This is a genomic window from Klebsiella sp. GB_Kp047, assembly GCF_040065235.1.
In the GTDB taxonomy this organism is placed as follows: Bacteria; Pseudomonadota; Gammaproteobacteria; order Enterobacterales; family Enterobacteriaceae; genus Klebsiella; species Klebsiella quasipneumoniae.
This window is the reverse complement of record NZ_JBEAJG010000029.1, coordinates 180,496-201,786: the sequence shown is the minus strand read 5'-3', so window position 1 is coordinate 201,786 and position 21,291 is coordinate 180,496. Positions and strand designations below refer to the sequence as shown.

Sequence of the window (21,291 nt, the reverse complement as noted above, 5' to 3'; positions counted from 1 at the left end):
CAAAAGGAATACCTATGTCCCCTCCGCAGGCTGATAAAGCCGGGCTCCATATTTTACTTAAGCTGGCGGCGCTGGTGATTATCCTCGCAGGGATCCACGCCGCCGCCGATATTCTGGTGCAGCTCCTGCTGGCGCTGTTTTTCGCTATCGTCCTCAACCCGCTGGTCACCTGGTTCATTCGCCGCGGGGTGCGGCGCCCGTTCGCCATTACCCTGGTGGTGACGGCAATGCTGGTGATGCTCACCGCGCTGCTTGGCGTGCTGGCGGCGTCGCTCAATGACTTTGTCGCCATGCTGCCCGATTTCAACCGCGCCCTGACGCGTAAGATCGTCCAGCTCCAGGAGTATCTCCCCTTTCTCAACCTGCATATCAATCCGGAGCGCATGCTGCGGCGTATGGATTCAGAACGGCTGATGACCTGGGCCACAACGCTGATGACCCAGCTTTCCGGGGCGATGGCCAGCATTGTGCTGCTGGTGATGACGGTGATCTTTATGCTTTTTGAGGTTCGCCACCTGCCCTACAAACTGCGTTTTGCCCTCAATAACCCTCGTCTGCATATCGCCGGGCTGCACCGGGCGCTGAAAGGCGTTACCCACTATCTGGCTTTGAAAACGCTGATCAGCCTGTGGACCGGGCTGATTGTCTGGCTGGGGCTGCTGGCGATGGGGGTGCAGTTCGCGCTGATGTGGGGGGTGCTGGCGTTCCTGCTGAACTATGTGCCGAATATCGGCTCCGCCATCTCCGCCATCCCACCCATGCTGCAGGCGCTGCTGTTCAGCGGCATCTATGAGTGCCTGCTGGTCGGGGCGCTGTTTCTGGTGGTGCATATGGTGCTGGGCAACATGGTGGAGCCGCGCATGATGGGCCACCGGCTGGGGATGTCGACCCTGGTGGTGTTCCTGTCGCTGCTGGTCTGGGGCTGGCTGCTGGGGCCGGTGGGAATGCTGCTCTCGGTGCCGTTAACCAGCGTCTGTAAAATCTGGATGGAGACCACCGTCGGGGGCAGCAAGCTGGCGATCCTGCTCGGCCCGGGGCGTCCCAAAAGCCGGCTCCCCGGCTAGCGGCGTTTCACCGGCCAGAAGATGGTCAATACGCCGGCGACGATAATCGCCACGCCCAGCAGCGATTGCCAGTAGAACGGCTCATGCCAGCCGGGCAGCCAGATGGCGGCAGCCCACACCAGGATATAGCTCAGGCTCAACAGTGCATACGCTTTTGATAACGGTAGACGGTGGAGGGCAAAGTACCAGCAGACCATTGACAACAGGTAGCCCAGCAGGCCGAAAAACAGGCCGAAGGTACCAGGCTCGAAATGCAGCAGATGCTGGAGAAAGGCCAGAATATCGGTCAGCGGCGGCAAGGCCACCATGGCGCTGCGCAGCAGCAGCTGCGCGGCGCTGACAAGGCCGACGCTGAATAATGCCCAGAGAAAGCCCATCAAACGCTGGTCCCCAGAATGACAATGCCCACGACGATCAACCCGACGCCAAACCAGTGGCGGCGAGCGACCGGCTCATGCCAGATGCCCCAGCCCGCAAGGGTGACCCAGACGAAGTTCAGGCTCAGCATCGGATAGGCGATGCTCACTGGAATAGACTGCAGGACGCTCAGCCACAGCAGCATGCCGCAGCCGAGGCATAGCAGCGCCATCCCCAGCCAGAAGAGTATATGGCGACTCCGCCGTCCGCGACGGGACGGGCGGGTCGCCTGTTTCTGGCACAGCTGTCCGGCGCAGCTCAGCAGGCTGGCGAACACCAGACAGATCCAGACGCTCATTGCGGCAGGTACTGAAGGAAGACCACCCGACCCAGCTCGTAGGCGTTATCGGGTTTCGGTAACGGTAAGTCGACCATACTCTCTCCTTTATCCATCAACAGCACCAGCGAGACCGGCCCCTGCTGACGATGCGTGGCCAGCCAGTCGGCAAACCCGGCCTGGCTGACAAAGCTTCCCTGAGCGTCCGGCCAGTCGAGACCGTACTTCAGCTCACCCTGTTTGTCGAACATAATAATATCGCTTCGCTTCAGCTCCCAGGCCAGGCCGCCGGCAATCCCGACGTTGTTAGTCAGGACGTAACGGCTGGGCTGCAGGGATTCGCTGACGATGTCCACGAGGAACTGCGGCTGTTTGCTGTCGATAACCCGGTCCGGAATGGCGAAGCCCACCAGCAGCGCCAGGCCAAGCGGGCAAAGCGCCGCCAGGCTCCAACGGCGACCAGCGTCTTTCATCGCCAACCAGCCCATCAGCGCCCAGACGGCGAAGGCGATGGCCGCCAGCAGACATTTATACAGCTCAATCTTGGTCCATACCGGCTTGTGCATCACGCCCCAGGGCGAGACCACCAGCACGGCGATCAGCCCCAGCAGGCCAAAGCCCAGGTTGATCATCCCATTGATGCGCAGCGCTTTCGCGCCGGTCTTCGCCGCCTCCAGCGCGTAGCGCGCCATCAGGATCGACAGCGGCGCAAAGCACGGCAGGATATAGGTCGGCAGTTTGCCTTTTGCAATACTGAAGAACAGGAGCGGCATCGCCACCCAACCGAGCAGATACAGCGCGCCGCGGGCCTCATCGCGCTCACGCCAGCCGCGCTTCAGCGCCCCTGGCAGCAGGGCCAGCCACGGCAGGCTGCCGGCAATCAGGAACGGGATGTAGTACCAGAATGGCGCTTTGTGCTGGGCGTCTTTTTCGGCGAAACGCTGAATATGCTCGACCCAGAAGAAGTAGCGCCAGAAGTCCGGCTCGCGCTGGGCGATAGCCAGCCCCCAGGGCAGCACCACCAGCGTACAGACGACCACCGCCAGCCAACCGTAGGTCAGCACTTCACGCCAGCGTTTACGGGCGATCACCCACGGCAGAACGCCCACCACCGGCACCGCCAGCGCAAGGAAACCTTTGGTCATCACCCCCATACCGCAGGCGACGCCCAACAGCACGTAACCCAGTATTTTGCCGCCGCGGCTCTGCGCCTGCGTCGCGCCCCAGAAGCTGCACATCGCCAGCGCCAGCCACAGGGTGATCATCGGGTCCAGCACCGCATAGGTACCAATCGCATACACCAGCATCGCGGTGAGAAAAATCACTGGCGACAGGACGGCTACCCGCTTATCGCGAAAGATGCGCCACGCCAGCCAGGCCACCAGCACGGCGGTCATGGTGATGGCGAAGACCGACCCGAAGCGTACGCCGAAGTTATTATGGCCAAACAGCCACTGGCCGACACTGTTGATCCAGTAACCGGCAATCGGCTTTTCGAAGTAGCGCAGCCCGAGAAAATGCGGCACCACCCAGTCGCCGGTGGCCAGCATTTCACGGCTGATCTCCGCATAGCGTGTTTCATCGGGTTGCCAGAGCAAACGGAAATTGAGCGGCAGCAGGTAATACAGCGCAAACAGCGCAATCAGAGAGACGCCATAGCGAATGCTTTTCATCAAACACCCGAAGTCAGTAATTGTTCACGTCCGAGCCAGCCTTCCCGGCCAGCCAGTTCACCCCGAACCACTTTGCCGGACGGCAGCTCGCTAAAGTCAGCGGGCAGCAGCTGGCTCAGTGGGCAAAACTGAATTTCTTCTTCCGCCGCCATGGTCAGCAGTTCATCGAACTGATCGGCATAGGCAATACCTTCCACTTCGGCGTGAATGGTATAGACCGGCACGCCAGGGTCGCGATGGATGCAGTCGAGGAGATAGCGGTTAAAGCCGGCGATATCCACCGCCGTGCCCACCGCCTCGTCCCAGGTCGGCAACGTGACCGGGATCTGCACCGTACCAGAGACGCCGCTGCCGAGCTGGGGCAGAAACGGCCGCGTGCCGCGACAGTCGCTGTTGTAGAGAAAATCGAAGGATTCTTTGGCTTTCACCACCCGCTGATCGGCGCGCCAGCCGGCAACGGCCGAACAGGTGACCGGGCGGCCGATGATGCGCTCGAGCTCCAGCAGGCCACGCTCGACCTCCAGCGTCAGCCGTTCCTGCGGCCAGACGCCGCTCCACGCCTGCCAGCTGTAGTGGTCCCAGGCGTGCAGGCCCACTTCATGAGACTCGGCGGTCGCACGGATCACCGCCTCGTTCCCCGCGCCGATGCGGCGTCCCGGCCACGCGGTGCCGGCCAGCAGAATATCCCAGCCGTACAGCGAAGCCGCTCTGGAACGCAGCATCTTCCACAGAAACTTCGGTTTTACCAGGCGCCACAGGTGACGCCCCATATTGTCCGGCCCGACGCTGAAGAAGAAGCTTGCCTGAATCCCGTGCTGGCCTAGCAGGTCCAGCAGCCGCGGAACACCGTCCCGCGTCCCGCGAAAAGTATCGACATCTATGCGTAAGCCGACCTGTTTCATGGATGTTTAGCGTCCACCAGTTCTACCGTGCGCAGGAAGAAGTCCAGCGTATGCTCAACGGTCTCTTCCATCTCCACCTTCGGCTCCCAGTTCAGGCAGCGTTTGGCGTTGCGGATGCTCGGTTTGCGATGCTCAACGTCCTGATAGCCCTTGCCGTAGTAGTCGCTGCTTTCCACTTCGCGGAAGCCGGCAAACGGCGGGAAGCGATCGCGCAGCGGATGGCGTTCGAAGCAGGCCAGCAGCATCTCCGCCAGCTCTTTGATGCTCGCTTCGTTATCCGGGTTACCGATGTTGATGATCTGCCCGTCGCAGCGGCCGTCTTTGTTCTCGATGATGCGGAACAGCGCTTCGATACCGTCGCTGATGTCAGTAAAGCAGCGCTTCTGCTTACCGCCTTCGATGAGCTTGATCGGCGAGCCTTCCACCAGGTTGAGGATCAGCTGGGTGATGGCGCGGGAGCTGCCGATACGCGCGGCGTTGAGGTTATCCAGACGCGGCCCCATCCAGTTGAACGGACGGAACAGGGTGAACTTCAGGCCATTCTTATCGCCGTAGGCCCAGATCACGCGGTCCAGCAGCTGCTTGGAGACCGAGTAGATCCAGCGCTGTTTGTTGATCGGCCCGACCACCAGGTTGGAAGTATCTTCGTCGAAGTTTTTGTCGGTGCACATGCCGTACACTTCAGAGGTCGACGGGAAGATGATGCGCTTATTGTATTTCACGCAATCGCGGATGATCTTCAGGTTCTCTTCGAAATCCAGCTCGAACACGCGCAGCGGGTTGCGGGTGTACTCGATAGGGGTGGCGATAGCTACCAGCGGCAGCACCACGTCGCATTTCTTAATGTGATATTCGATCCACTCGGAGTGAATGCTGATATCGCCTTCCACGAAGTGAAAACGCGGGCAGTCGAGGAAACGGCTGATGGCGTCGGAGCCGATATCCAGGCCGTAAATCTCATAGTTGTCGTCCTGCAGCAGGCGTTCGGTCAGATGGTTACCGATAAAGCCATTGACGCCGAGGATCAGCACCCGGGTACGACGCTTAACCGCCACCACCGGTTTGCTGCTGATCACCGCCCCGGACACCAGGCCCAGCGCCTGCGCCAGCTGGGCGCCCTGCATGTACACGCCGCGTTCGGTCTGGCCGGTGACAATCTCCAGCGCCCCTTCCTGGCACGCCACGATCAGCGGTGCAACGGAGATAACGGTGCCCGGTTTGGCTGCAGGTAGATCACTGCGTACACGGGATTTCCAGACAATAAATTTGTTCGCGCCAGCGTAGCCGAAGGCCCCCGGCCACGGATCGGAGACCGCGCGCACCAGATTGTGCAGCGTCTGCGCCGGCTGCTCCCAGTCGAGGCGGCCATCTTCCGGGGTGCGCCGTCCCACATAGGTCGCCTGGCTGTGATCCTGCGGACGTTCATCGGTGGTTCCGGCGAGGATCGCCGGCAACGCCTGGCTCAGCAGCTCAGTGGCGGCAGCGCACAGCTTGCGGTGCAGCGTCAGGGCGGCGTCATCCGGGCCAATCGCCACGGTTTGCTGAGCGACGATATCGCCGGCATCCGCGCGGTTCACCATCCGGTGCAGCGTCACGCCGGTTTCGCTTTCGCCATTGACCAGTACCCAGTTCAGCGGCGCGCGGCCGCGATATTTCGGCAGCAGCGAACCGTGTAGGTTAAACGCCCCTTTCGGCGCAAGACTGAGGATCTCATCGCCCAGCAGGTTGCGGTAGTAGAAGGAGAACAGCACGTCCGGCTTCATCTCGCGGATACGCTCAATCCACAGCGGATGGTTCACGTCTTCCGGCGCCCACACCGGAATGCCCTGCTCGGCGGCAAGGCGCGCCACGGAGCCAAAGAAATGGTTTTCGCCAGGGTTATCCGGGTGGGTGAAAATAGCAGCGATATCATATCCAGCGTCCAGCAGAGCCTGGATACCGGTGCAGCCCATATCGTGATAAGCGAAGACTACGGCTTTCATGAACGATCTTCCTCTTTAGATGCCGTTTCCGGCTGGCGAACAACACGTTGAATAAAGTAGCGGGGACGCGCGCGCACGTCGTTATAGATGCGTCCGATATACTCCCCGAGCAGGCCCATCCCGATAAACTGAGCGCCGATGAACATAAACAGCACGGCGAAGAGCATAAATACCCCTTCCGCCGCCCACTGCGGGCCAAAGGCCAGACGCAGCACCACCAGCAGCAGGCCAAAGGCGAAGCCCAGCAGGGCTATCACGCTGCCGAAAATGCTGAGCAGACGCAGCGGCGTGGTGGTCAGACAGGTCACCAGGTCGTACATCAGGTTGATCAGGCGCATAAAGCTGTATTTGGAGTCGCCGAATTCGCGCTCGGCGTGCATCACCGGGATCTCCACCGCGCGCCGGGCGAAGGTATTCGCCAGGATCGGGATAAAGGTGCTGCGCTCATGGCAGTTGAGCATGGCGTCGATGATATGGCGGCGGTAAGCGCGCAGCATGCAGCCGTAGTCGCCCATCGCTTTGCCGGTGGTGCGCTGGATCAGGCGGTTGATCATCTTCGACGCGGTTTTGCGGAAGATGCTGTCCTGACGGTTCTGGCGAACGGTGCCCACCACGTCGTAGCCTTCATCCGCCTTCTCTACCAACCGCGGGATCTCTTCCGGCGGGTTTTGCAGGTCGGCGTCAAGCGTAATGATTAAATCGCCGGTTACATGGCTGAAACCGGCCATGATCGCCGAGTGCTGCCCGTAGTTACGGTTTAACAGCACGGCGACGACGTGACTGCCTTCCGCCTCGGCAGCTTCGGTGAGCATGCGCGCGGAATCGTCGCTGCTGCCATCGTCGATCAGCAGAATTTCATATTGCCGCCCCAGCGTGGCGCAGGCGGTATCCGTACGACGAAGCAGCTCCGGCAGGCTATCCTGTTCGTTATAAACCGGAATAACCACCGAGACCTTCTTCACGGGAGGGTAAGTAAGCATATCAACGTCCTGACAGCTGGCGCAGTGCGGAAATGACGCGAGTGACATCGTCATCGGTCATGTCCGGGAACAACGGGAGAGAACAGATGCGGGCGCTGTTCCATTCGGTATTCGGCAGGGAAACCTCCGGGAAGCGCTCGCGGTAATATTTTTGCGTATGGGCCGCACGGAAGTGCAGACCGGTGCCGATACCCATCGCCTTTAGCTTTTCCATCAACGCGTCACGGCTGATGCCGCAGGCAGCCTCATCGACGCGGATGATAAACAGATGCCAGGCGTGCTGGTGATCCCAGGCCGGGACGGTCAGGGGCGTAAACGGCGTGTCCGCCAGTTCGCGCAGATAGCGCTGGGCAATTTCCGCCCGCCGCTGGTTGGCGTGAGGCAGTTTTTCCAGCTGGACCAGCGCCAGCGCGGCGTTGATGTCGGCAAGATTGTATTTAAAGCCCGGAGCGATCACCTCCGCCTGCGGCGCGCGGCCATGGGTCTGGCGGTCATAGGCGTCCACGCCAAGGCCATGGAATTTCAGGCTGCGGATACGGGAGGCCAGCTCGTCGTCGTCGGTGACAATCAGGCCGCCTTCAGCGCAGGTCATGTTTTTGATCGCGTGGAACGAGAAAATCGCGGTCCCCTGCCAGCCTACGTGGCGGCCCTTATAGTGGGTCCCCGCCGCATGGGCGGCGTCTTCGATCACCGGAATGCCATGGCGCTCGCCCACCGCGCGAATGGCGTCGATATCGGCTGGCGCCCCCGCGTAGTGCACAGGAATAATCGCTTTGGTACGCGAGGTGATCGCCGCTGCCACCGCCTCAGGGGTGATCATCAGATTGTCGTTATCGACATCGATCATTACCGGCGTGGCGCCCAGCAGGCAGATCATATTGAGAGTGGAGACCCAGGTCTGGGAAGGTGTAATGACTTCATCGCCAGGGCCAATACCCAGCGCCATCAGGGTCACATGCATCCCGCCGGTCGCTGAACTGACGGCAATCGCGTGGCGGTTGCCGGTCAACTGGCAAAATGCCGCTTCAAGTGCCTGATTCTTCGGTCCGGTGGTGATCCAGCCCGACGTTAAAACTTCACGCAGGGCTGCCAGCTCTGCGTCGCCCATCGACGGGCGCGAAAAAGGCAAAAAATCGCTCATCATCATCCTGTTCTGTAGATGACCCACGCACAAACCTGGGTCGTTAGAATAAAATATCCTGCGCCTGCGGACTTAAACGAAATTAAAATGAAGTGAGTTCAGCGCGGCATTCCATTTCAGGGTATTTCGACCACTATTAATGTAGTCGACCTTGCTTAGGATAATATTAAGAAATTAATCTTTTCTCAGCATAGCCAAATAAATCATTAAGAAACAGAATGATAGGTTTTATTTATGGCAGAATTTTGACAAAAAAGCGTTCCTGTCTGGAAAAGAAAACAGGAACGCTATCGCGGAAAGTAAACGGGGGTTAAACCAGATAACAATTAATGACGCTGTCTTTGTCACGCTTGATGACAAAAAGTTAGCGCAGATCACAAAGTTATTTCTGCTTAATTACAAATTTGCAGGAAAATCAGCTGGCAATTCACTTGCCGGGCAATTAATAACCTCGTCATTATCCGCGCCACAGTCGCGAATGAAGGTGATAGTAGCAAACTCGTCAATCACTTCCGTCGGGTAGGCCGGGCCGGCATCGCGGTACGAATTCATCAGAGGAATGTGATCGTTCTGGAAGCAGACGGTTTTTTCCGGGTTATTCATGATCCAGCGCGGGAAGAAAATGGTGCCGTGGAACAGTTTATCGCCCAGGTTGACGATCAGGCTGACGTCGGTACCGGTCGGTTCGGTCCATGAGATTTTGTAGATACTTTCCCCCACCCGCACGATGTACGCTTCCTGATCTTTCACCCAGCGATTGCCAACGATGCCGCTGTGAATACGGTAGTCGAGGGTGTGGCCGTTTTTGACGTAAATTTCGTAGTTCCAGCCGTTGTCGTAGGTGTAGACCAGATGTTTACCGATAAAGCCGCTGAGGTCATGTTTGTCGAAAGTGCTCATCATTTATTCTCCTCTGTGTTGTTGAGGACAGCATACGTCTTTAAAAATTGAATGAATAACGCTATGTTTGGATTAAATACATCCAAATTTTAGATTGATTATGCACAAGACAACCCTGGAGCAGTGGGCGTTACTCGAAAAGGTAGTGGAATTGGGGAGCTTTGCCAGAGCGGCGGAGGAGACCAATCGCAGCCAGTCTTCGGTGAGCTATAACCTCGCGCTGCTGCAGGAGCGTTTAGGGGTAGCGCTGCTGGCGCCGTCCGGGCGGCGGGCGGTGCTGACCCCGGCCGGCGAACTGCTGCTGAATCAGGTCAAACCGCTGCTACAGGCCTTCGCCTACGTTGAGACGCATGCCGCCACTCTGCGCAACGGGGCGCGCACCCGTCTGGATCTGGTGGTCGACAGCATTTTCCCGCGCCAGCGGTTGTTCGCCATTTTGCGCCAGTTTCAGCAGCGTTATCCGCAGACGCAGGTCAGACTCACCGAAGTGCTGGAAAATATGGATGACGAGGGTGCGGCGCGAACGGAAGCCGATGTCATGGTTCTGACCCGCCGCCAGGATATTACCGGCCGCGGAGAGTGGCTGATGAATATTGATTTTATCGCCGTCGCCCACCGCGACCATCCTCTCGCCGCCCTCGACGGTCCGCTGGAGGATAGCGCGCTGGCGCCATGGCCGCTGGTGCGCATTGCCGACCAGACCGGCGATGGCCAGGCGACGCGTGACGCCTGGACTTTCTCCACCATTGACGCCGCCATTGATGCGGTGATGTATCAGGTCGGCTTCAGCTGGCTGCCGGAAGAGCGCATTCGTTCCCATCTCGATCAGGGCGTGCTGAAGCGGCTGCCCCTCAGCCATGGCGCGCGCCGCGCGACGCCGCTGCATCTGATCGTCAAGCGGGATCTGGCGCCGATCGACGAACAGGTGGCCACGCTGCTGGGGTTGTTCCGGGCGCCCTGAGGGGTAAAGCGGCGCCTGCCCCTGCGCATAATCATACGGATTACTTATACTTTTCGGCGCAATATTGATCCAGGTTACTCCGAAAGTATGATGAATCACTAAAATCGTCATACTTTCCTGTCGTTGAGATTGCCGTCTTGTCTATTTTCCGCCTCACTCTGCTGGCGCTGATCGCCTGCGTCCCTCTGCTGGCTCAGGCCGCGCAGCACTCGCTCACCACCGCCTGGCCGGTGAACGTCGGCCCGCTGAATCCGCATCTTTATACCCCCAACCAGATGTTTGCCCAAAGCATGGTCTATGAGCCGCTGGTGAAGTATCAGGCTGACGGCAGCGTGCAGCCCTGGCTGGCGACCCGCTGGCGTCACTCCGACGATGGTAAAACCTGGTGGTTCACCCTGCGCGAGGATGTGACCTTCTCCAACGGCGAACCCTTTACCGCCCAGGCCGCAGCGGCGAATTTCCAGGCGGTGCTCGCCAACCGTCAACGCCACGCCTGGCTTGAGCTCGCCAATCAGATAACCGACGTGCGGGCGCTCAGCGCCAGCGAGCTGCAGATCACCCTGAAAAGCGCCTACGCCCCTTTGCTACAAGAGCTGGCCCTGCCCCGCCCGTTCCGCTTTATCGCCCCCTCGCAGTTTATCGATGGCGGCACCGCCAACGGCATCAAAGCCCCGATCGGCACCGGGCCGTGGCGACTGGCGAGCTCGCAGCTCAATCAGCGCGACGTGCTGGTACGCAACGAACAGTACTGGGGTAATAAACCCGCGCTGCAGCAAATCACCATCAAAGTGATCCCTGACGCCACCAGCCGCGCGGTGGCGTTCGAAACCGGGGAAATCGACATGCTCTACGGCGACGAAGGGCTGCTACCGCTGGATACCTTCGAACGCTTTCGTCATCACCCCGGCTACGTGGCTCGACTCTCCGCCCCGACGGAGACGGTGATGCTGGCGCTGAACGCCAGCCAGGGCCCGACCCGCGAGCAGGCGGTTCGCGAGGCGCTCAACTACGCCGTCGACAAGCAGACCCTCGTCGATAGCGTGCTCTACGGCACCCAGCAGGTTGCCGACACCCTGTTTGCGCCCTCGGTCCCCTACGCCCCGCAGGATCTGACGCCACGCCGTTACGATCCGGCAAAAGCCCGCGCCCTGCTGGCGCAGGCCGGCTGGCAGCAGCCGGAAGGCCAGCCCTGGCGACAAAAAGCCGGGCAACCGCTGGCGATTGAGCTGGCGTTTATCGGCACCGACGCGCTGGCTAAATCGATGGCCGAAATTATTCAGGCCAATCTGCGGGAGGTCGGCGTCCGCGTCACCCTGGTGGGCGAGGAGGAAAGCAGCATCTATGCGCGCCAGCGCGAAGGCCGGTTCGGCATGATCTTCAATCGCACCTGGGGCGCCCCCTACGATCCGCATGCCTTTTTAAGCTCGATGCGCGTGCCCTCGCATGCCGATTATCAGGCCCAGCGCGGCCTGCCCGACAAAGCGCTGATTGATAAAGAGATTAGCGAGGTGCTGACCACCAGCGACGAGGCGCAGCGGAAACGGCTGTACCACGATGTGCTGACCCGTCTGCATCAGGACGCGGTGTACCTACCCATCAGCTATGTCTCGCTGATGTCAGTTGCGCGCCAGGAGGTCGGCGAGATCCCGTTCGCGCCGGTGACCACCGAGATCCCGTTCGACCAGATTAAACCGGTAACACCATAATGCTACGCTATATTTTACGCCGCCTGCTGCTGCTGATCCCGCTGTTGCTCGCCGCCTCCGCCATCATCTTTCTGCTGCTGCGGCTCGGCACCGGCGACCCGGCGCTGGATTATCTGCGCCTGTCGAATCTGCCGCCCACGGAAGAGATGGTCGCCTCGACCCGCGAACTGCTGGGTCTCAACCAGCCGCTGGCGATGCAGTATCTGCACTGGCTGTGGCGGGCGCTGCACCTGGACTTCGGCCTCTCTTATGCCACCCGGCGGCCGGTGCTGGACGACCTGCTGCACTTCCTGCCGGCCACCCTGCTGCTTACCGGCGCGGCGCTGGCGCTGATCCTCGTCACCTCGCTGCCGCTGGGGATCTGGGCGGCGCGCCATCGCGATCGCCTGCCGGATTTTGCTGTACGGCTGATTGCCTTCCTCGGCGTGTCGATGCCGAACTTCTGGCTAGCCTTTCTGCTGGTGATGCTCTTTTCCGTGCATCTGCAGTGGCTCCCGGCGATGGGATACGGCGACTGGCAGCACCTGATATTGCCCGCCGTCTCCATCGCCTTTATGTCGCTGGCGATTAACGCCCGGCTGCTGCGCGCCACCATGCTGGAGGTCTCCGGCCAGCGTCACGTGGTATGGGCGCGGCTGCGCGGGTTGAGCACGCGCCAGGTGGAGCGGCGGCATATCCTGCGCAACGCCACCCTGCCGGTGGTGACCGCCATGGGCATGCACATTGGCGAGCTGATCGGCGGCACGATGATTATCGAAAATATCTTTGCCTGGCCGGGGGTTGGCCGCTACGCGGTTTCCGCGATCTTCAATCGCGATTATCCGGTGATTCAGTGCTTTACCCTGATGATGGTCACGGTGTTCGTACTGGCTAACCTGGCGGTGGATGTGCTTAACGCGGCGCTCGACCCGCGCCTGCGCCGCCATGAGGAGGTGAGCGTATGAGATGGCTGCGAAACTTCCGCTGGCCGGTGAAACTGGCCCTGCTGGTTATCGCGCTGCTGGCGGTCATCGCCCTCGGCAGCGGCTGGTGGCTGCCCTGGGATCCGGCGGCGATTAACCTGCAGCAGCGGCTGCTGCCGCCAGGGGGGGCGCACTGGCTGGGAACCGATCATCTTGGACGGGATATTTTCTCGCGCCTGCTGGCCGCCACCCGCGTCTCGCTGGGGGCGGTAATGGCCTGCCTGCTGCTGGTGCTGCTGATCGGTTTGGCGGTTGGCGGCAGCGCCGGGCTGCTGGGCGGCCGCGCCGACCGCGGCCTGATGCGCCTCGCCGAACTGTTTATGACCTTTCCGACCTCGATCCTGTCGTTCTTTATGGTGGGGGTGTTGGGTACCGGGCTGACCAACGTGATCCTCGCCATTGCGCTGTCGCACTGGGCCTGGTACGCCAGAATGGTGCGTAATCTGGTGGTCTCCCTGCGCCAGCGCGAATTTATCCTCGCCGCCCGCCTGAGCGGCGCCAGCCAGTGGCGGCTGTTCAGCGACCATCTGGCAGGGGCGGTGATCCCCTCGCTGCTGGTGCTCGCCTCGCTGGATATCGGTCATATGATGCTTCACGTGGCCGGCATGTCGTTCCTTGGCCTCGGCGTCAGCGCGCCGACGGCGGAATGGGGGGTGATGATCAACGACGCCCGGCAGTATATCTGGACCCAGCCGCTGCAGATGGTCTGGCCGGGGCTGGCGCTGTTCATCAGCGTGATGGCCTTTAACCTGCTGGGCGACGCGCTGCGCGATCGCCTCGATCCTCACCTGATCGCGGAGCATAGCCACTGATGCCGCAGAAGATCCAACTGCAACAGATCGCCCTTACCGCCGACCGCCCGCTGGTCAGCGACGTCTCGCTTACCCTGCGCCGCGGCCAGGTACTGGCGCTGCTCGGCAGCAGCGGCAGCGGGAAATCGCTCACCTGCGCCGCCGCGCTGGGCCTGCTGCCGCCCGGCGTCAACCAGACCGCCGGCCGGGTGTTGCTTGACGGCATGCCGGTGCACGGCGAACAGCTGCGCGGCGCGACTATCGCCACTATCATGCAGAACCCACGCAGCGCCTTTAATCCGCTGCATACCATGTCCGCCCACGCCCGGGAAACCTGCCGGGCGGCGGGCCGCGAAGCAAGTGACGCCGCCCTGCTGGCGGCAATGGAAGAGGTGGGTCTGGATAATCCGCGGGCGCTGCTGAAACGCTACCCCTTTGAGATGAGCGGCGGCATGCTGCAACGGATGATGGTCGCCCTCGCCCTGCTCAGCCGCGCGCCCTTTATCATCGCCGACGAACCGACCACCGACCTCGATGCCATCGCCCAGGCGCGGATCCTCAATCTGCTGGCGGATATCGTCGCCAGCCGCGGTCTGGGGCTGCTGCTGGTGACCCATGACATGGGCGTTGTGGCGCGGCTGGCGGATTACGTAGCGGTCATGGAGAACGGTCGCCTCGTTGAACAGTGCGATGTAAATACGCTGTTCAGCGCCCCACAGCACCCGCTGAGCCAACGCCTGTTGGCGGCGCATCTGGCGCTGTACGGACTGGAGAAAACAGCATGAATTTACTCAGCGTCACCGGGGTGAGCCACAATTACCCGCACCACGGCAGGGTCCTGCACGAGGTCCAACTCGCCATCGCCCCCGGCGAAACGGTGGCCCTGCTCGGGCGCAGCGGCTGCGGCAAGAGCACCCTGGCGCGGATGCTGGTGGGCCTGGAAACGCCGCAGCACGGCGATATTGTCTGGCGCGGCACACCGCTGACCGCCCTGAAGGGCGAGGCCGTCGGCGCCTTCCGCCGCGATATTCAGCTGGTGTTTCAGGACGCCTTCAGCGCGGTGAATCCGCGCAAAACGGTGCGCGAGATCGTCAGCGAGCCGCTGCGCCATCTGTTGCGCTTGTCGCGCGAGGAACGCGCGCGTCAGGTGGAAGAGATGCTGCAGGCGGTCGACCTTTCCACGACGCTACTCGATAAACGCCCGTCGCAGCTCAGCGGCGGACAGCTGCAGCGCGTCTGCCTGGCTCGCGCCCTGGCAGTACGGCCGCAGCTGTTGATTCTGGATGAAGCGGTCTCGAATCTCGATCTGCTGCTGCAGGCGGAGATTATCGCCCTGCTGAAGCGCCTGCAAGCCCAGTTTGGCACCGCCTGCCTGTTCATCACTCACGACCTGCGGCTGGTGGAGCGCTTTTGCCAGCGGGTGCTGGTGATGGAGCACGGACGCATCGTCGAAACCGCAACGGTCAGTCTACCGCTGCGCCTGCGCTCCCCTGCCGGACAGGCGCTCCAGCAGGCGGTGCTGCCACCTTTTCCTGCCACTCTGCTTAACGAGGCCATGCCATGCAGCGCGTAACCCTGACTCTTGATGATGACCTGCTGGCCGCTCTCGATGCGCTCAGCGCCCGCCGCGGCTACCACAATCGTTCGGAGGCGGTACGCGATATTCTGCGAGACGCCCTCAACCAGGATCCCGCACCGTCGGAGCCGCGGCGCGGTTATGCCGTCCTGTCATATGTGTACGAGCATGAAAAACGCGAACTGGCGAGCCGGCTGATGGCCACCCAGCATCATCATCACGATCTCTCCGTCGCCACGCTGCATGTGCATATCAGTCATGACGACTGCCTTGAGATTGCGGTGCTGAAGGGAGACATGGTCGAGATACAGCATTTTGCCGACGACGTGATTGCCCAGCGCGGCGTGCGCCATGGGCATTTGCAGTGTTTAGCGGATGATTAACGATTTGAAAATTCTTGGGTGGTTTATCAACAGTTGATAAACCACATAAATTATACGCTTTGTGAATTATCCCGCTTCGCCAATAATGGCGCTTCATTTAACGATCTCGTTATGGCGAGGCTCCTGCATAAATACAAGTTACCGCCCTGTTGGTATCGAGAGAGACCACTAAGGGAAATACAGGCTTCCATCGAATCAAGGTGTTGCCAAGGTAACTTCTGGCGGTCATGACCGTTCAGATACGTTATGCAGTGCTAAAACCAGGACGTAGGGATCTGCCTGCGCTAACCCTGTCTTGTTCGCCCCTATGAGTGATTTTTTATAGGGATTTTAATCATGTCTTCCATTCAACTCTGCGCCGCCCATCAGGCGACCTCTGGCTTCAACGGCGATGCCATCGCCCAGTACATGCGTACCGACTTTATTACGCTGCAGGAACATCTCAGCGTCCATGAGGCGCGGGAGCACTTTATCTCGCAGCTCACCAGCGATGATATTCCCGGCCAGGTGTTTGTTGTCGCCGGTAAAAAGCTGCGCGGCAGCCTGTCGGTCAAAAAGCTACTGCAGGAAGGGGATGTCGGGCAGTCTATCCGCTACCTGATGGACAGCTGCCTGTTCCGCGTCAAACCTGACGATGAACGCCCGCAGGTCATTGCCGAGCTCAACGATCGCGGCCTCGAGCTGGTTCCCGTCGTCGATAAAGGCGAGCTGGTCGGCTGCCTGATGGAAAAGGAGATCGCCCATCTGCTGGAGGATGACGTCACCGAGGACGCTCAGCTGCAGGGGGCGACGCTGCCGCTGGAAAAACCGTATCTGGACATCAGCCCCTGGACGCTGTGGAAGAAACGCTCGGTGTGGCTGCTGCTGCTGTTCGTGGCCGAAGCCTACACCAGCAGCGTGCTGCAGCATTTCGAAGAAGCCCTGGAGTCGGCCATTGCGCTGGCCTTCTTTATTCCGTTGCTCATCGGCACCGGCGGCAACAGCGGAACGCAGATCACTTCGACGCTGGTGCGCTCGATGGCGCTGGGAGAAGTACGGCTGCGCGATATGGGGCGGGTGATCCGCAAAGAGGTGTCGACCTCGTTTCTGATTGCCTTAACGCTGGGGCTGGCGGGCTGCCTGCGCGCCTGGATGATGGGCATCGGCATGGAAATCACGCTGATCGTCAGCCTGACGCTGGTATGCATTACCCTGTGGAGCGCAGTTGTCTCGTCGGTCATTCCGATGGTGCTTAAACGGATCGGCATCGACCCGGCGGTGGTTTCCGCGCCGTTTATCGCCACGCTGATCGATGGCACCGGACTGATTATCTATTTCAAAATCGCCCAGTATTTTCTTGGGTTGAACTGATCATATACGTTCGGGCGCCAGGGCGCCCGAACGCTTAGATTACCCTTCCACCAGCGCCTGCGCGCAGGCCCAGGCGCTTGACCATGCCCACTGGAAGTTATAGCCGCCGAGCCAGCCGGTGACGTCCATCACTTCGCCGATAAAGAAGAGGCCCGGCGCCTTACGCGCCTCCATGGTACGCGACGAGAGCTCATTGGTGTCCACGCCGCCGAGGGTCACTTCCGCCGTCCGGTAGCCTTCGGTGCCGTTCGGCTGCACGCGCCAGGCGGTCAGCGTCTCCACCAGCGCTTGCTGATCGCGAACGTTCAGCTGCTTCAGCGTGACATCAGGAATTTGCCCCAGCTGCTGCAGACACTCCACCAGCCGCTTCGGCAACTGCATCGCGAGGGTGTTTTTCAGGCTCTGGTTGGGATGCGCGCCGCGCTGCTCGTTAAGGAATTCCTCAAGATTGCAGTCTGGCAGCAGATTCACGGTGACGAACTCACCGGGCTGCCAGTAGCTGGAAATTTGCAGCACCGCCGGTCCGGAAAGGCCGCGATGGGTGAACAGCAGATTTTCGCGGAACAGGGTGCCGTTCTCGGCGGTGATGGTCGACGGCACCGAGACGCCGGAGAGAACCTGGAGCTGCTCAAGCAGCGGCTTGTGCAGGGTAAACGGCACCAGACCCGCACGGGTCGGCAGCACCTTCAGGCCGAACTGCTCGGCGATTTTATAGCCAAACGGCGAGGCGCCGAGGCCCGGCATCGACAAGCCGCCGGAGGCGATCACCAGCTTTTTGGTCGCCAGCGTTTCGCCGTTCACCTGAAGCCGATAGCCTTGCTCGTCGCGCTCCACGCTGAGAATTTCGCTGCGCAGGCGGATCTGCACGCCGCCCTTTTCGCATTCCGCCAGCAACAGAGTGACGATCTGTTCCGCCGAATCATCGCAAAACAGCTGACCGAGGGTTTTCTCATGCCAGGCGATGCCATATTTGCCGACCAGCTCGATAAAGTCCCACTGGGTGTAGCGCGCCAGGGCTGATTTGCAAAAATGCGGGTTTTGGCTCAAATAGGCCGCCGGCTCGACATACATATTGGTAAAGTTGCAGCGGCCGCCGCCGGACATCAGAATTTTTCGCCCCGGCTTTTTGCCGTTGTCGAGCAGCAGGACGCGACAGCCAAGCTGCCCCGCCTGCGCTGCGCAAAACATTCCCGCCGCTCCGGCGCCAACGACAATGGCATCAAACCTTTCCACACCGCATTCCTCGTTCCCCAATTGTCGGGTTTTGTAAATATTTCACTCTGGTCACACCAGCGGGAAAAATCCCGCATTAGATACATCATTGAAAGATATAGGATTACTCCCAACAGGGTAAAACCTAAACAGGAAGAAAATCAAAAAAAGTCTATATTTCACTTTGCCCGCGCCGCTAAAGTCACTGATAATGCGCCGCGTTCATGTCCTCAAAATGGCGTAACGTCCTATGCTACATTTATTTGCCGGTCTGGATTTACATACCGGACTATTATTATTGCTTGCTTTAGCTTTTGTACTGTTTTACGAAGCGATTAACGGTTTCCATGATACCGCAAACGCGGTGGCTACGGTTATCTACACTCGCGCTATGCGCTCACAGCTCGCTGTGGCGATGGCGGCGCTCTTCAACTTCTTCGGCGTTCTGCTGGGCGGTCTCAGCGTAGCCTATGCCATCGTGCATATGCTGCCGACCGATCTGCTGCTTAACATGGGTTCCGCGCATGGCCTCGCCATGGTGTTCTCTATGCTGCTGGCGGCGATCATCTGGAACCTCGGGACCTGGTACTTCGGTCTTCCGGCATCCAGTTCTCATACCCTGATTGGCGCCATCATCGGTATTGGTTTAACCAATGCGCTGATGACAGGCACCTCCGTGGTTGATGCGTTGAATATCCCGAAAGTCATCGGCATTTTTGGTTCGCTTATCATCTCGCCTATCGTTGGTCTGGTGATTGCGGGCGGCCTGATTTTCCTGCTGCGCCGCTACTGGAGCGGCACCAAAAAACGGGCGCGTATCCACTTGACTCCGGCGGAGCGTGAAAAGAAAGACGGCAAGAAAAAGCCGCCGTTCTGGACCCGTATCGCCCTGATCCTGTCCGCTATCGGCGTGTCGTTCTCTCACGGCGCTAACGATGGACAGAAAGGCATTGGTCTGGTGATGCTGGTCCTGATCGGCGTCGCCCCGGCGGGCTTCGTGGTGAATATGAACGCCTCCGGTTACGAAATCACCCGTACCCGCGATGCGGTCAACAACGTGGAAACCTTCTTCCAGCAGCGCCCTGACCTGCTGAAGAAAGCCACCGGCGTTGACCAGCTGGTTCCCTCTCCGGACACCAATACCGCGGCCAACGGCGAGTTTCATTGCCATCCGGCGAACACCATCAACGCCCTTGACCGCGTGAAGACCATGCTGACCGGCGTTGAGAACTACGAGTCGCTAAAACCGGAACAGCGCGGCCAGCTGCGTCGCATCATGCTCTGCATCTCCGACACTACCGACAAAGTGGCGAAACTGCCGGACGTAAGCGCTGACGACCAGCGTCTGCTGAAGAAACTGAAAACCGATATGCTGAGCACCATCGAGTACGCGCCAATCTGGATTATCATGGCGGTCGCGCTGGCGCTGGGTATTGGCACCATGATCGGCTGGCGCCGCGTGGCGACCACCATCGGTGAGAAGATCGGTAAGAAGGGTATGACCTACGCCCAGGGGATGTCGGCGCAGATGACCGCAGCGGTCTCAATCGGTCTGGCGAGCTACACCGGGATGCCAGTTTCCACCACCCACGTGCTCTCCTCCTCGGTAGCGGGGACGATGCTGGTGGATGGCGGTGGTCTGCAGAAAAAGACGGTAACCAGCATTCTGATGGCCTGGGTACTGACCCTGCCGGCAGCGATTATCCTTTCAGGCGTCCTTTACTGGCTCTCCCTGAAGCTGATTTAAGCGTTATTCGTTCAAAACGGGCCAGCTTGCTGGCCCGTTTTTTATTCTGAAAATATCGTTAGTGCCAGATCATCAGCGCAATCAGGCTCACCACCACCAGGCCGCACAGGGCGCTGGTCAGAATAAACTGGCGACGAACACGTTCGCAGCGACGAATAAATTCATCGTCATGATGGTCACGGTAGCGCTGGGCATAGATATACCAGACCAGCCGCATCTGTTTGCTGGGCTGCCCGTGCGAGGTAAAAAAGCCGCCGCCATCGACGTACTGATAGAGCAAGGGATCGCAACCACGTAGCACAACCAATAATGCACGCAACGATGAGAAGTAGCGTGCCATATTCACCACACAAACGACACACAGGGCCCAAAACAGCGCAATAGTGCTGATCATACCTCCTCCCCGGCGACCCGCCCACGGAGAAATCCTCCGCGGCTACCGCTCCCCAAATAACCGACGACAATACCGTAAAGAGTGCGATTCCGATCACATTTATTTTTCCGACCGGCTCATTAAATAGTGTAGGAGATCCATTAATTTTTTTACCACAAGGTTATTCGTTATCAATACGTAAGACGGATAAATTTGTTTAGCTTTTAGGTGAACCCAGTGCATTGACGGAGTGCGGGGGGCGCTATAAGGTAAGAAATATCTTCTACAATGAAGTCCTTAAAGGCTACCCTCCCGCGAATGTAGCACGCAGGACGCGGGCGAAACGGCAGCGCCAGCTGTCAGGTCCAATGGTCATCGACAAACTTATGGAAGGAGTAACACTATGGCTTACAAACATATTCTGATTGCAGTAGACCTGTCCCCGGAGAGTAAAGTACTGGTTGAAAAAGCCGTTTCTATGGCCCGCCCTTATAACGCGAAAGTCTCCCTGATCCACGTGGATGTAAATTACTCCGACCTCTACACCGGGCTGATTGACGTGAACCTCGGCGATATGCAAAAACGCATCTCCGAAGAGACCCATCACGCGCTGACCGAGCTCTCAACCAACGCCGGCTACCCGATCACCGAGACCCTGAGCGGCAGCGGCGACCTCGGTCAGGTGCTGGTCGATGCGATTAAAAAATACGATATGGACCTGGTGGTCTGCGGCCATCATCAGGACTTCTGGAGCAAGCTGATGTCCTCTGCCCGTCAGCTGATCAACACCGTCCATGTCGACATGCTGATCGTCCCGCTGCGCGACGAAGAAGACGAATAACCCTCCCGTTGTGTCATGCCAGACGCCCGCCGCTGCGGGCGTTTTTATTTTCG

Annotated in this window: 21 protein-coding genes and 1 riboswitch; of the genes, 11 read left to right on the top strand and 10 right to left on the bottom strand. The window is 59.7% G+C overall.

Going from position 1 to position 21,291, the window contains the following annotated elements; translation table 11 throughout:
* Positions 1–14: 14 nt before the first annotated feature.
* Positions 15–1,064: an AI-2E family transporter gene (locus ABLV76_RS11705; RefSeq protein ID WP_004202085.1), complete on the top strand. Its 1,050-nt coding sequence runs from the start codon at positions 15–17 to the stop codon at positions 1,062–1,064.
* Here ABLV76_RS11705 and arnF read toward each other — a convergent pair.
* From arnF to ABLV76_RS11665, 8 genes are all read right to left on the bottom strand, one after another.
* Complete coding sequence (gene arnF, locus ABLV76_RS11700) at positions 1,061–1,441, bottom strand: 4-amino-4-deoxy-L-arabinose-phosphoundecaprenol flippase subunit ArnF (protein WP_023319275.1); 381 nt, start codon at positions 1,439–1,441, stop codon at positions 1,061–1,063. The two genes, ABLV76_RS11705 and arnF, sit on opposite strands and share 4 nt — an antisense overlap.
* Positions 1,441–1,779 carry a 4-amino-4-deoxy-L-arabinose-phosphoundecaprenol flippase subunit ArnE gene (gene arnE / locus ABLV76_RS11695; protein WP_004202083.1) on the bottom strand — a complete coding sequence of 113 codons (339 nt, stop codon included), beginning with the start codon at positions 1,777–1,779 and terminating at the stop codon, positions 1,441–1,443. Before arnE ends, arnF begins: the two co-directional genes overlap by 1 nt.
* Positions 1,776–3,431: a lipid IV(A) 4-amino-4-deoxy-L-arabinosyltransferase gene (gene arnT / locus ABLV76_RS11690; RefSeq protein ID WP_032456697.1), complete on the bottom strand. Its 1,656-nt coding sequence runs from the start codon at positions 3,429–3,431 to the stop codon at positions 1,776–1,778. The genes arnE and arnT overlap by 4 nt, the downstream gene beginning before the upstream one ends.
* Positions 3,431–4,333 carry a 4-deoxy-4-formamido-L-arabinose-phosphoundecaprenol deformylase gene (arnD, locus tag ABLV76_RS11685; protein WP_004202080.1) on the bottom strand — a complete coding sequence of 301 codons (903 nt, stop codon included), beginning with the start codon at positions 4,331–4,333 and terminating at the stop codon, positions 3,431–3,433. The genes arnT and arnD overlap by 1 nt, the downstream gene beginning before the upstream one ends.
* A complete protein-coding gene (arnA, locus tag ABLV76_RS11680; RefSeq protein ID WP_032456699.1) occupies positions 4,330–6,315 on the bottom strand; it encodes a bifunctional UDP-4-amino-4-deoxy-L-arabinose formyltransferase/UDP-glucuronic acid oxidase ArnA in 1,986 nt (661 codons plus the stop codon). The genes arnD and arnA overlap by 4 nt, the downstream gene beginning before the upstream one ends.
* Entirely contained in the window at positions 6,312–7,295 is a 984-nt protein-coding gene (gene arnC / locus ABLV76_RS11675) for an undecaprenyl-phosphate 4-deoxy-4-formamido-L-arabinose transferase (protein ID WP_128335934.1), read from the bottom strand. The genes arnA and arnC overlap by 4 nt, the downstream gene beginning before the upstream one ends.
* A gap of 1 nt (position 7,296) precedes the next feature.
* Positions 7,297–8,436 carry a UDP-4-amino-4-deoxy-L-arabinose aminotransferase gene (gene arnB, locus ABLV76_RS11670; RefSeq protein ID WP_004202075.1) on the bottom strand — a complete coding sequence of 380 codons (1,140 nt, stop codon included), beginning with the start codon at positions 8,434–8,436 and terminating at the stop codon, positions 7,297–7,299.
* Positions 8,437–8,832: 396 nt separating this feature from the next.
* Positions 8,833–9,339, bottom strand: a complete 507-nt coding sequence (locus ABLV76_RS11665; RefSeq protein ID WP_012540376.1) for a phenolic acid decarboxylase — start codon at positions 9,337–9,339, stop codon at positions 8,833–8,835.
* A gap of 97 nt (positions 9,340–9,436) precedes the next feature.
* Between ABLV76_RS11665 and ABLV76_RS11660 the strand changes: the two genes are divergently transcribed.
* The 8 genes from ABLV76_RS11660 (at position 9,437) to ABLV76_RS11625 (ending at position 17,065) form a co-directional block, all read left to right on the top strand.
* Positions 9,437–10,297, top strand: a complete 861-nt coding sequence (locus ABLV76_RS11660; protein ID WP_348878322.1) for a LysR family transcriptional regulator — start codon at positions 9,437–9,439, stop codon at positions 10,295–10,297.
* A 137-nt stretch (positions 10,298–10,434) separates the two neighbouring features.
* Positions 10,435–12,003, top strand: a complete 1,569-nt coding sequence (nikA, locus tag ABLV76_RS11655) for a nickel ABC transporter substrate-binding protein (protein WP_247049294.1) — start codon at positions 10,435–10,437, stop codon at positions 12,001–12,003.
* Positions 12,003–12,947: a nickel ABC transporter permease subunit NikB gene (nikB, locus tag ABLV76_RS11650; protein ID WP_049116342.1), complete on the top strand. Its 945-nt coding sequence runs from the start codon at positions 12,003–12,005 to the stop codon at positions 12,945–12,947. Before nikA ends, nikB begins: the two co-directional genes overlap by 1 nt.
* Complete coding sequence (nikC, locus tag ABLV76_RS11645) at positions 12,944–13,777, top strand: nickel ABC transporter permease subunit NikC (RefSeq protein ID WP_004202068.1); 834 nt, start codon at positions 12,944–12,946, stop codon at positions 13,775–13,777. Before nikB ends, nikC begins: the two co-directional genes overlap by 4 nt.
* Positions 13,777–14,541 (top strand): nickel import ATP-binding protein NikD, encoded by a 765-nt coding sequence (gene nikD, locus ABLV76_RS11640; RefSeq protein ID WP_064189856.1) that lies wholly within the window; start codon positions 13,777–13,779, stop codon positions 14,539–14,541. Before nikC ends, nikD begins: the two co-directional genes overlap by 1 nt.
* Positions 14,538–15,329 carry a nickel import ATP-binding protein NikE gene (gene nikE / locus ABLV76_RS11635; protein WP_135683842.1) on the top strand — a complete coding sequence of 264 codons (792 nt, stop codon included), beginning with the start codon at positions 14,538–14,540 and terminating at the stop codon, positions 15,327–15,329. Before nikD ends, nikE begins: the two co-directional genes overlap by 4 nt.
* Positions 15,317–15,715 (top strand): nickel-responsive transcriptional regulator NikR, encoded by a 399-nt coding sequence (gene nikR, locus ABLV76_RS11630; RefSeq protein WP_135683844.1) that lies wholly within the window; start codon positions 15,317–15,319, stop codon positions 15,713–15,715. Before nikE ends, nikR begins: the two co-directional genes overlap by 13 nt.
* Positions 15,716–15,813: 98 nt before the next feature.
* A riboswitch (M-box (ykoK) riboswitch) is annotated at positions 15,814–15,995 on the top strand.
* 56 nt (positions 15,996–16,051) lie between these two features.
* Positions 16,052–17,065 carry a magnesium transporter gene (locus ABLV76_RS11625; protein WP_032456703.1) on the top strand — a complete coding sequence of 338 codons (1,014 nt, stop codon included), beginning with the start codon at positions 16,052–16,054 and terminating at the stop codon, positions 17,063–17,065.
* Between the two features lie 39 nt (positions 17,066–17,104).
* Here ABLV76_RS11625 and ABLV76_RS11620 read toward each other — a convergent pair whose 3' ends face one another.
* The gene (locus tag ABLV76_RS11620) at positions 17,105–18,298 is read right to left on the bottom strand and encodes an NAD(P)/FAD-dependent oxidoreductase (RefSeq protein WP_032431155.1); all 1,194 of its coding nucleotides are present in this window, start codon (positions 18,296–18,298) and stop codon (positions 17,105–17,107) included.
* 229 nt (positions 18,299–18,527) lie between these two features.
* Between ABLV76_RS11620 and pitA the strand changes: the two genes are divergently transcribed.
* On the top strand, positions 18,528–20,024 hold the full coding sequence (pitA, locus tag ABLV76_RS11615) for an inorganic phosphate transporter PitA (RefSeq protein ID WP_004204940.1): 1,497 nt from the start codon (positions 18,528–18,530) through the stop codon (positions 20,022–20,024).
* A gap of 58 nt (positions 20,025–20,082) precedes the next feature.
* Here pitA and uspB read toward each other — a convergent pair whose 3' ends face one another.
* A complete protein-coding gene (gene uspB, locus ABLV76_RS11610) occupies positions 20,083–20,418 on the bottom strand; it encodes a universal stress protein UspB (protein ID WP_002921203.1) in 336 nt (111 codons plus the stop codon).
* A gap of 382 nt (positions 20,419–20,800) precedes the next feature.
* On the opposite strand from uspB, the gene uspA reads away from it, so the two are divergent.
* The gene (gene uspA / locus ABLV76_RS11605) at positions 20,801–21,238 is read left to right on the top strand and encodes a universal stress protein UspA (RefSeq protein WP_004145166.1); all 438 of its coding nucleotides are present in this window, start codon (positions 20,801–20,803) and stop codon (positions 21,236–21,238) included.
* The last annotated feature ends 53 nt before the right edge of the window (positions 21,239–21,291 follow it).

Excerpts from the sequence above, each read along its gene's own strand:
- arnD (WP_004202080.1), bottom strand. The coding sequence starts at position 4,333 with ATGAAACAGGTCGGCTTACGCATAGATGTCGATACTTTTCGCGGGACG.
- nikD (WP_064189856.1), top strand. The coding sequence starts at position 13,777 with ATGCCGCAGAAGATCCAACTGCAACAGATCGCCCTTACCGCCGACCGC.
- ABLV76_RS11625 (WP_032456703.1), top strand. The coding sequence starts at position 16,052 with ATGTCTTCCATTCAACTCTGCGCCGCCCATCAGGCGACCTCTGGCTTC.
- uspA (WP_004145166.1), top strand. The coding sequence starts at position 20,801 with ATGGCTTACAAACATATTCTGATTGCAGTAGACCTGTCCCCGGAGAGT.
- nikC (WP_004202068.1), top strand. The coding sequence starts at position 12,944 with ATGAGATGGCTGCGAAACTTCCGCTGGCCGGTGAAACTGGCCCTGCTG.
- nikB (WP_049116342.1), top strand. The coding sequence starts at position 12,003 with ATGCTACGCTATATTTTACGCCGCCTGCTGCTGCTGATCCCGCTGTTG.
- arnE (WP_004202083.1), bottom strand. The coding sequence starts at position 1,779 with ATGAGCGTCTGGATCTGTCTGGTGTTCGCCAGCCTGCTGAGCTGCGCC.
- uspB (WP_002921203.1), bottom strand. The coding sequence starts at position 20,418 with ATGATCAGCACTATTGCGCTGTTTTGGGCCCTGTGTGTCGTTTGTGTG.
- ABLV76_RS11705 (WP_004202085.1), top strand. The coding sequence starts at position 15 with ATGTCCCCTCCGCAGGCTGATAAAGCCGGGCTCCATATTTTACTTAAG.
- arnT (WP_032456697.1), bottom strand. The coding sequence starts at position 3,431 with ATGAAAAGCATTCGCTATGGCGTCTCTCTGATTGCGCTGTTTGCGCTG.
- nikE (WP_135683842.1), top strand. The coding sequence starts at position 14,538 with ATGAATTTACTCAGCGTCACCGGGGTGAGCCACAATTACCCGCACCAC.
- ABLV76_RS11660 (WP_348878322.1), top strand. The coding sequence starts at position 9,437 with ATGCACAAGACAACCCTGGAGCAGTGGGCGTTACTCGAAAAGGTAGTG.
- arnA (WP_032456699.1), bottom strand. The coding sequence starts at position 6,315 with ATGAAAGCCGTAGTCTTCGCTTATCACGATATGGGCTGCACCGGTATC.
- arnF (WP_023319275.1), bottom strand. The coding sequence starts at position 1,441 with ATGGGCTTTCTCTGGGCATTATTCAGCGTCGGCCTTGTCAGCGCCGCG.
- pitA (WP_004204940.1), top strand. The coding sequence starts at position 18,528 with ATGCTACATTTATTTGCCGGTCTGGATTTACATACCGGACTATTATTA.
- arnC (WP_128335934.1), bottom strand. The coding sequence starts at position 7,295 with ATGCTTACTTACCCTCCCGTGAAGAAGGTCTCGGTGGTTATTCCGGTT.
- ABLV76_RS11665 (WP_012540376.1), bottom strand. The coding sequence starts at position 9,339 with ATGATGAGCACTTTCGACAAACATGACCTCAGCGGCTTTATCGGTAAA.
- nikR (WP_135683844.1), top strand. The coding sequence starts at position 15,317 with ATGCAGCGCGTAACCCTGACTCTTGATGATGACCTGCTGGCCGCTCTC.
- arnB (WP_004202075.1), bottom strand. The coding sequence starts at position 8,436 with ATGAGCGATTTTTTGCCTTTTTCGCGCCCGTCGATGGGCGACGCAGAG.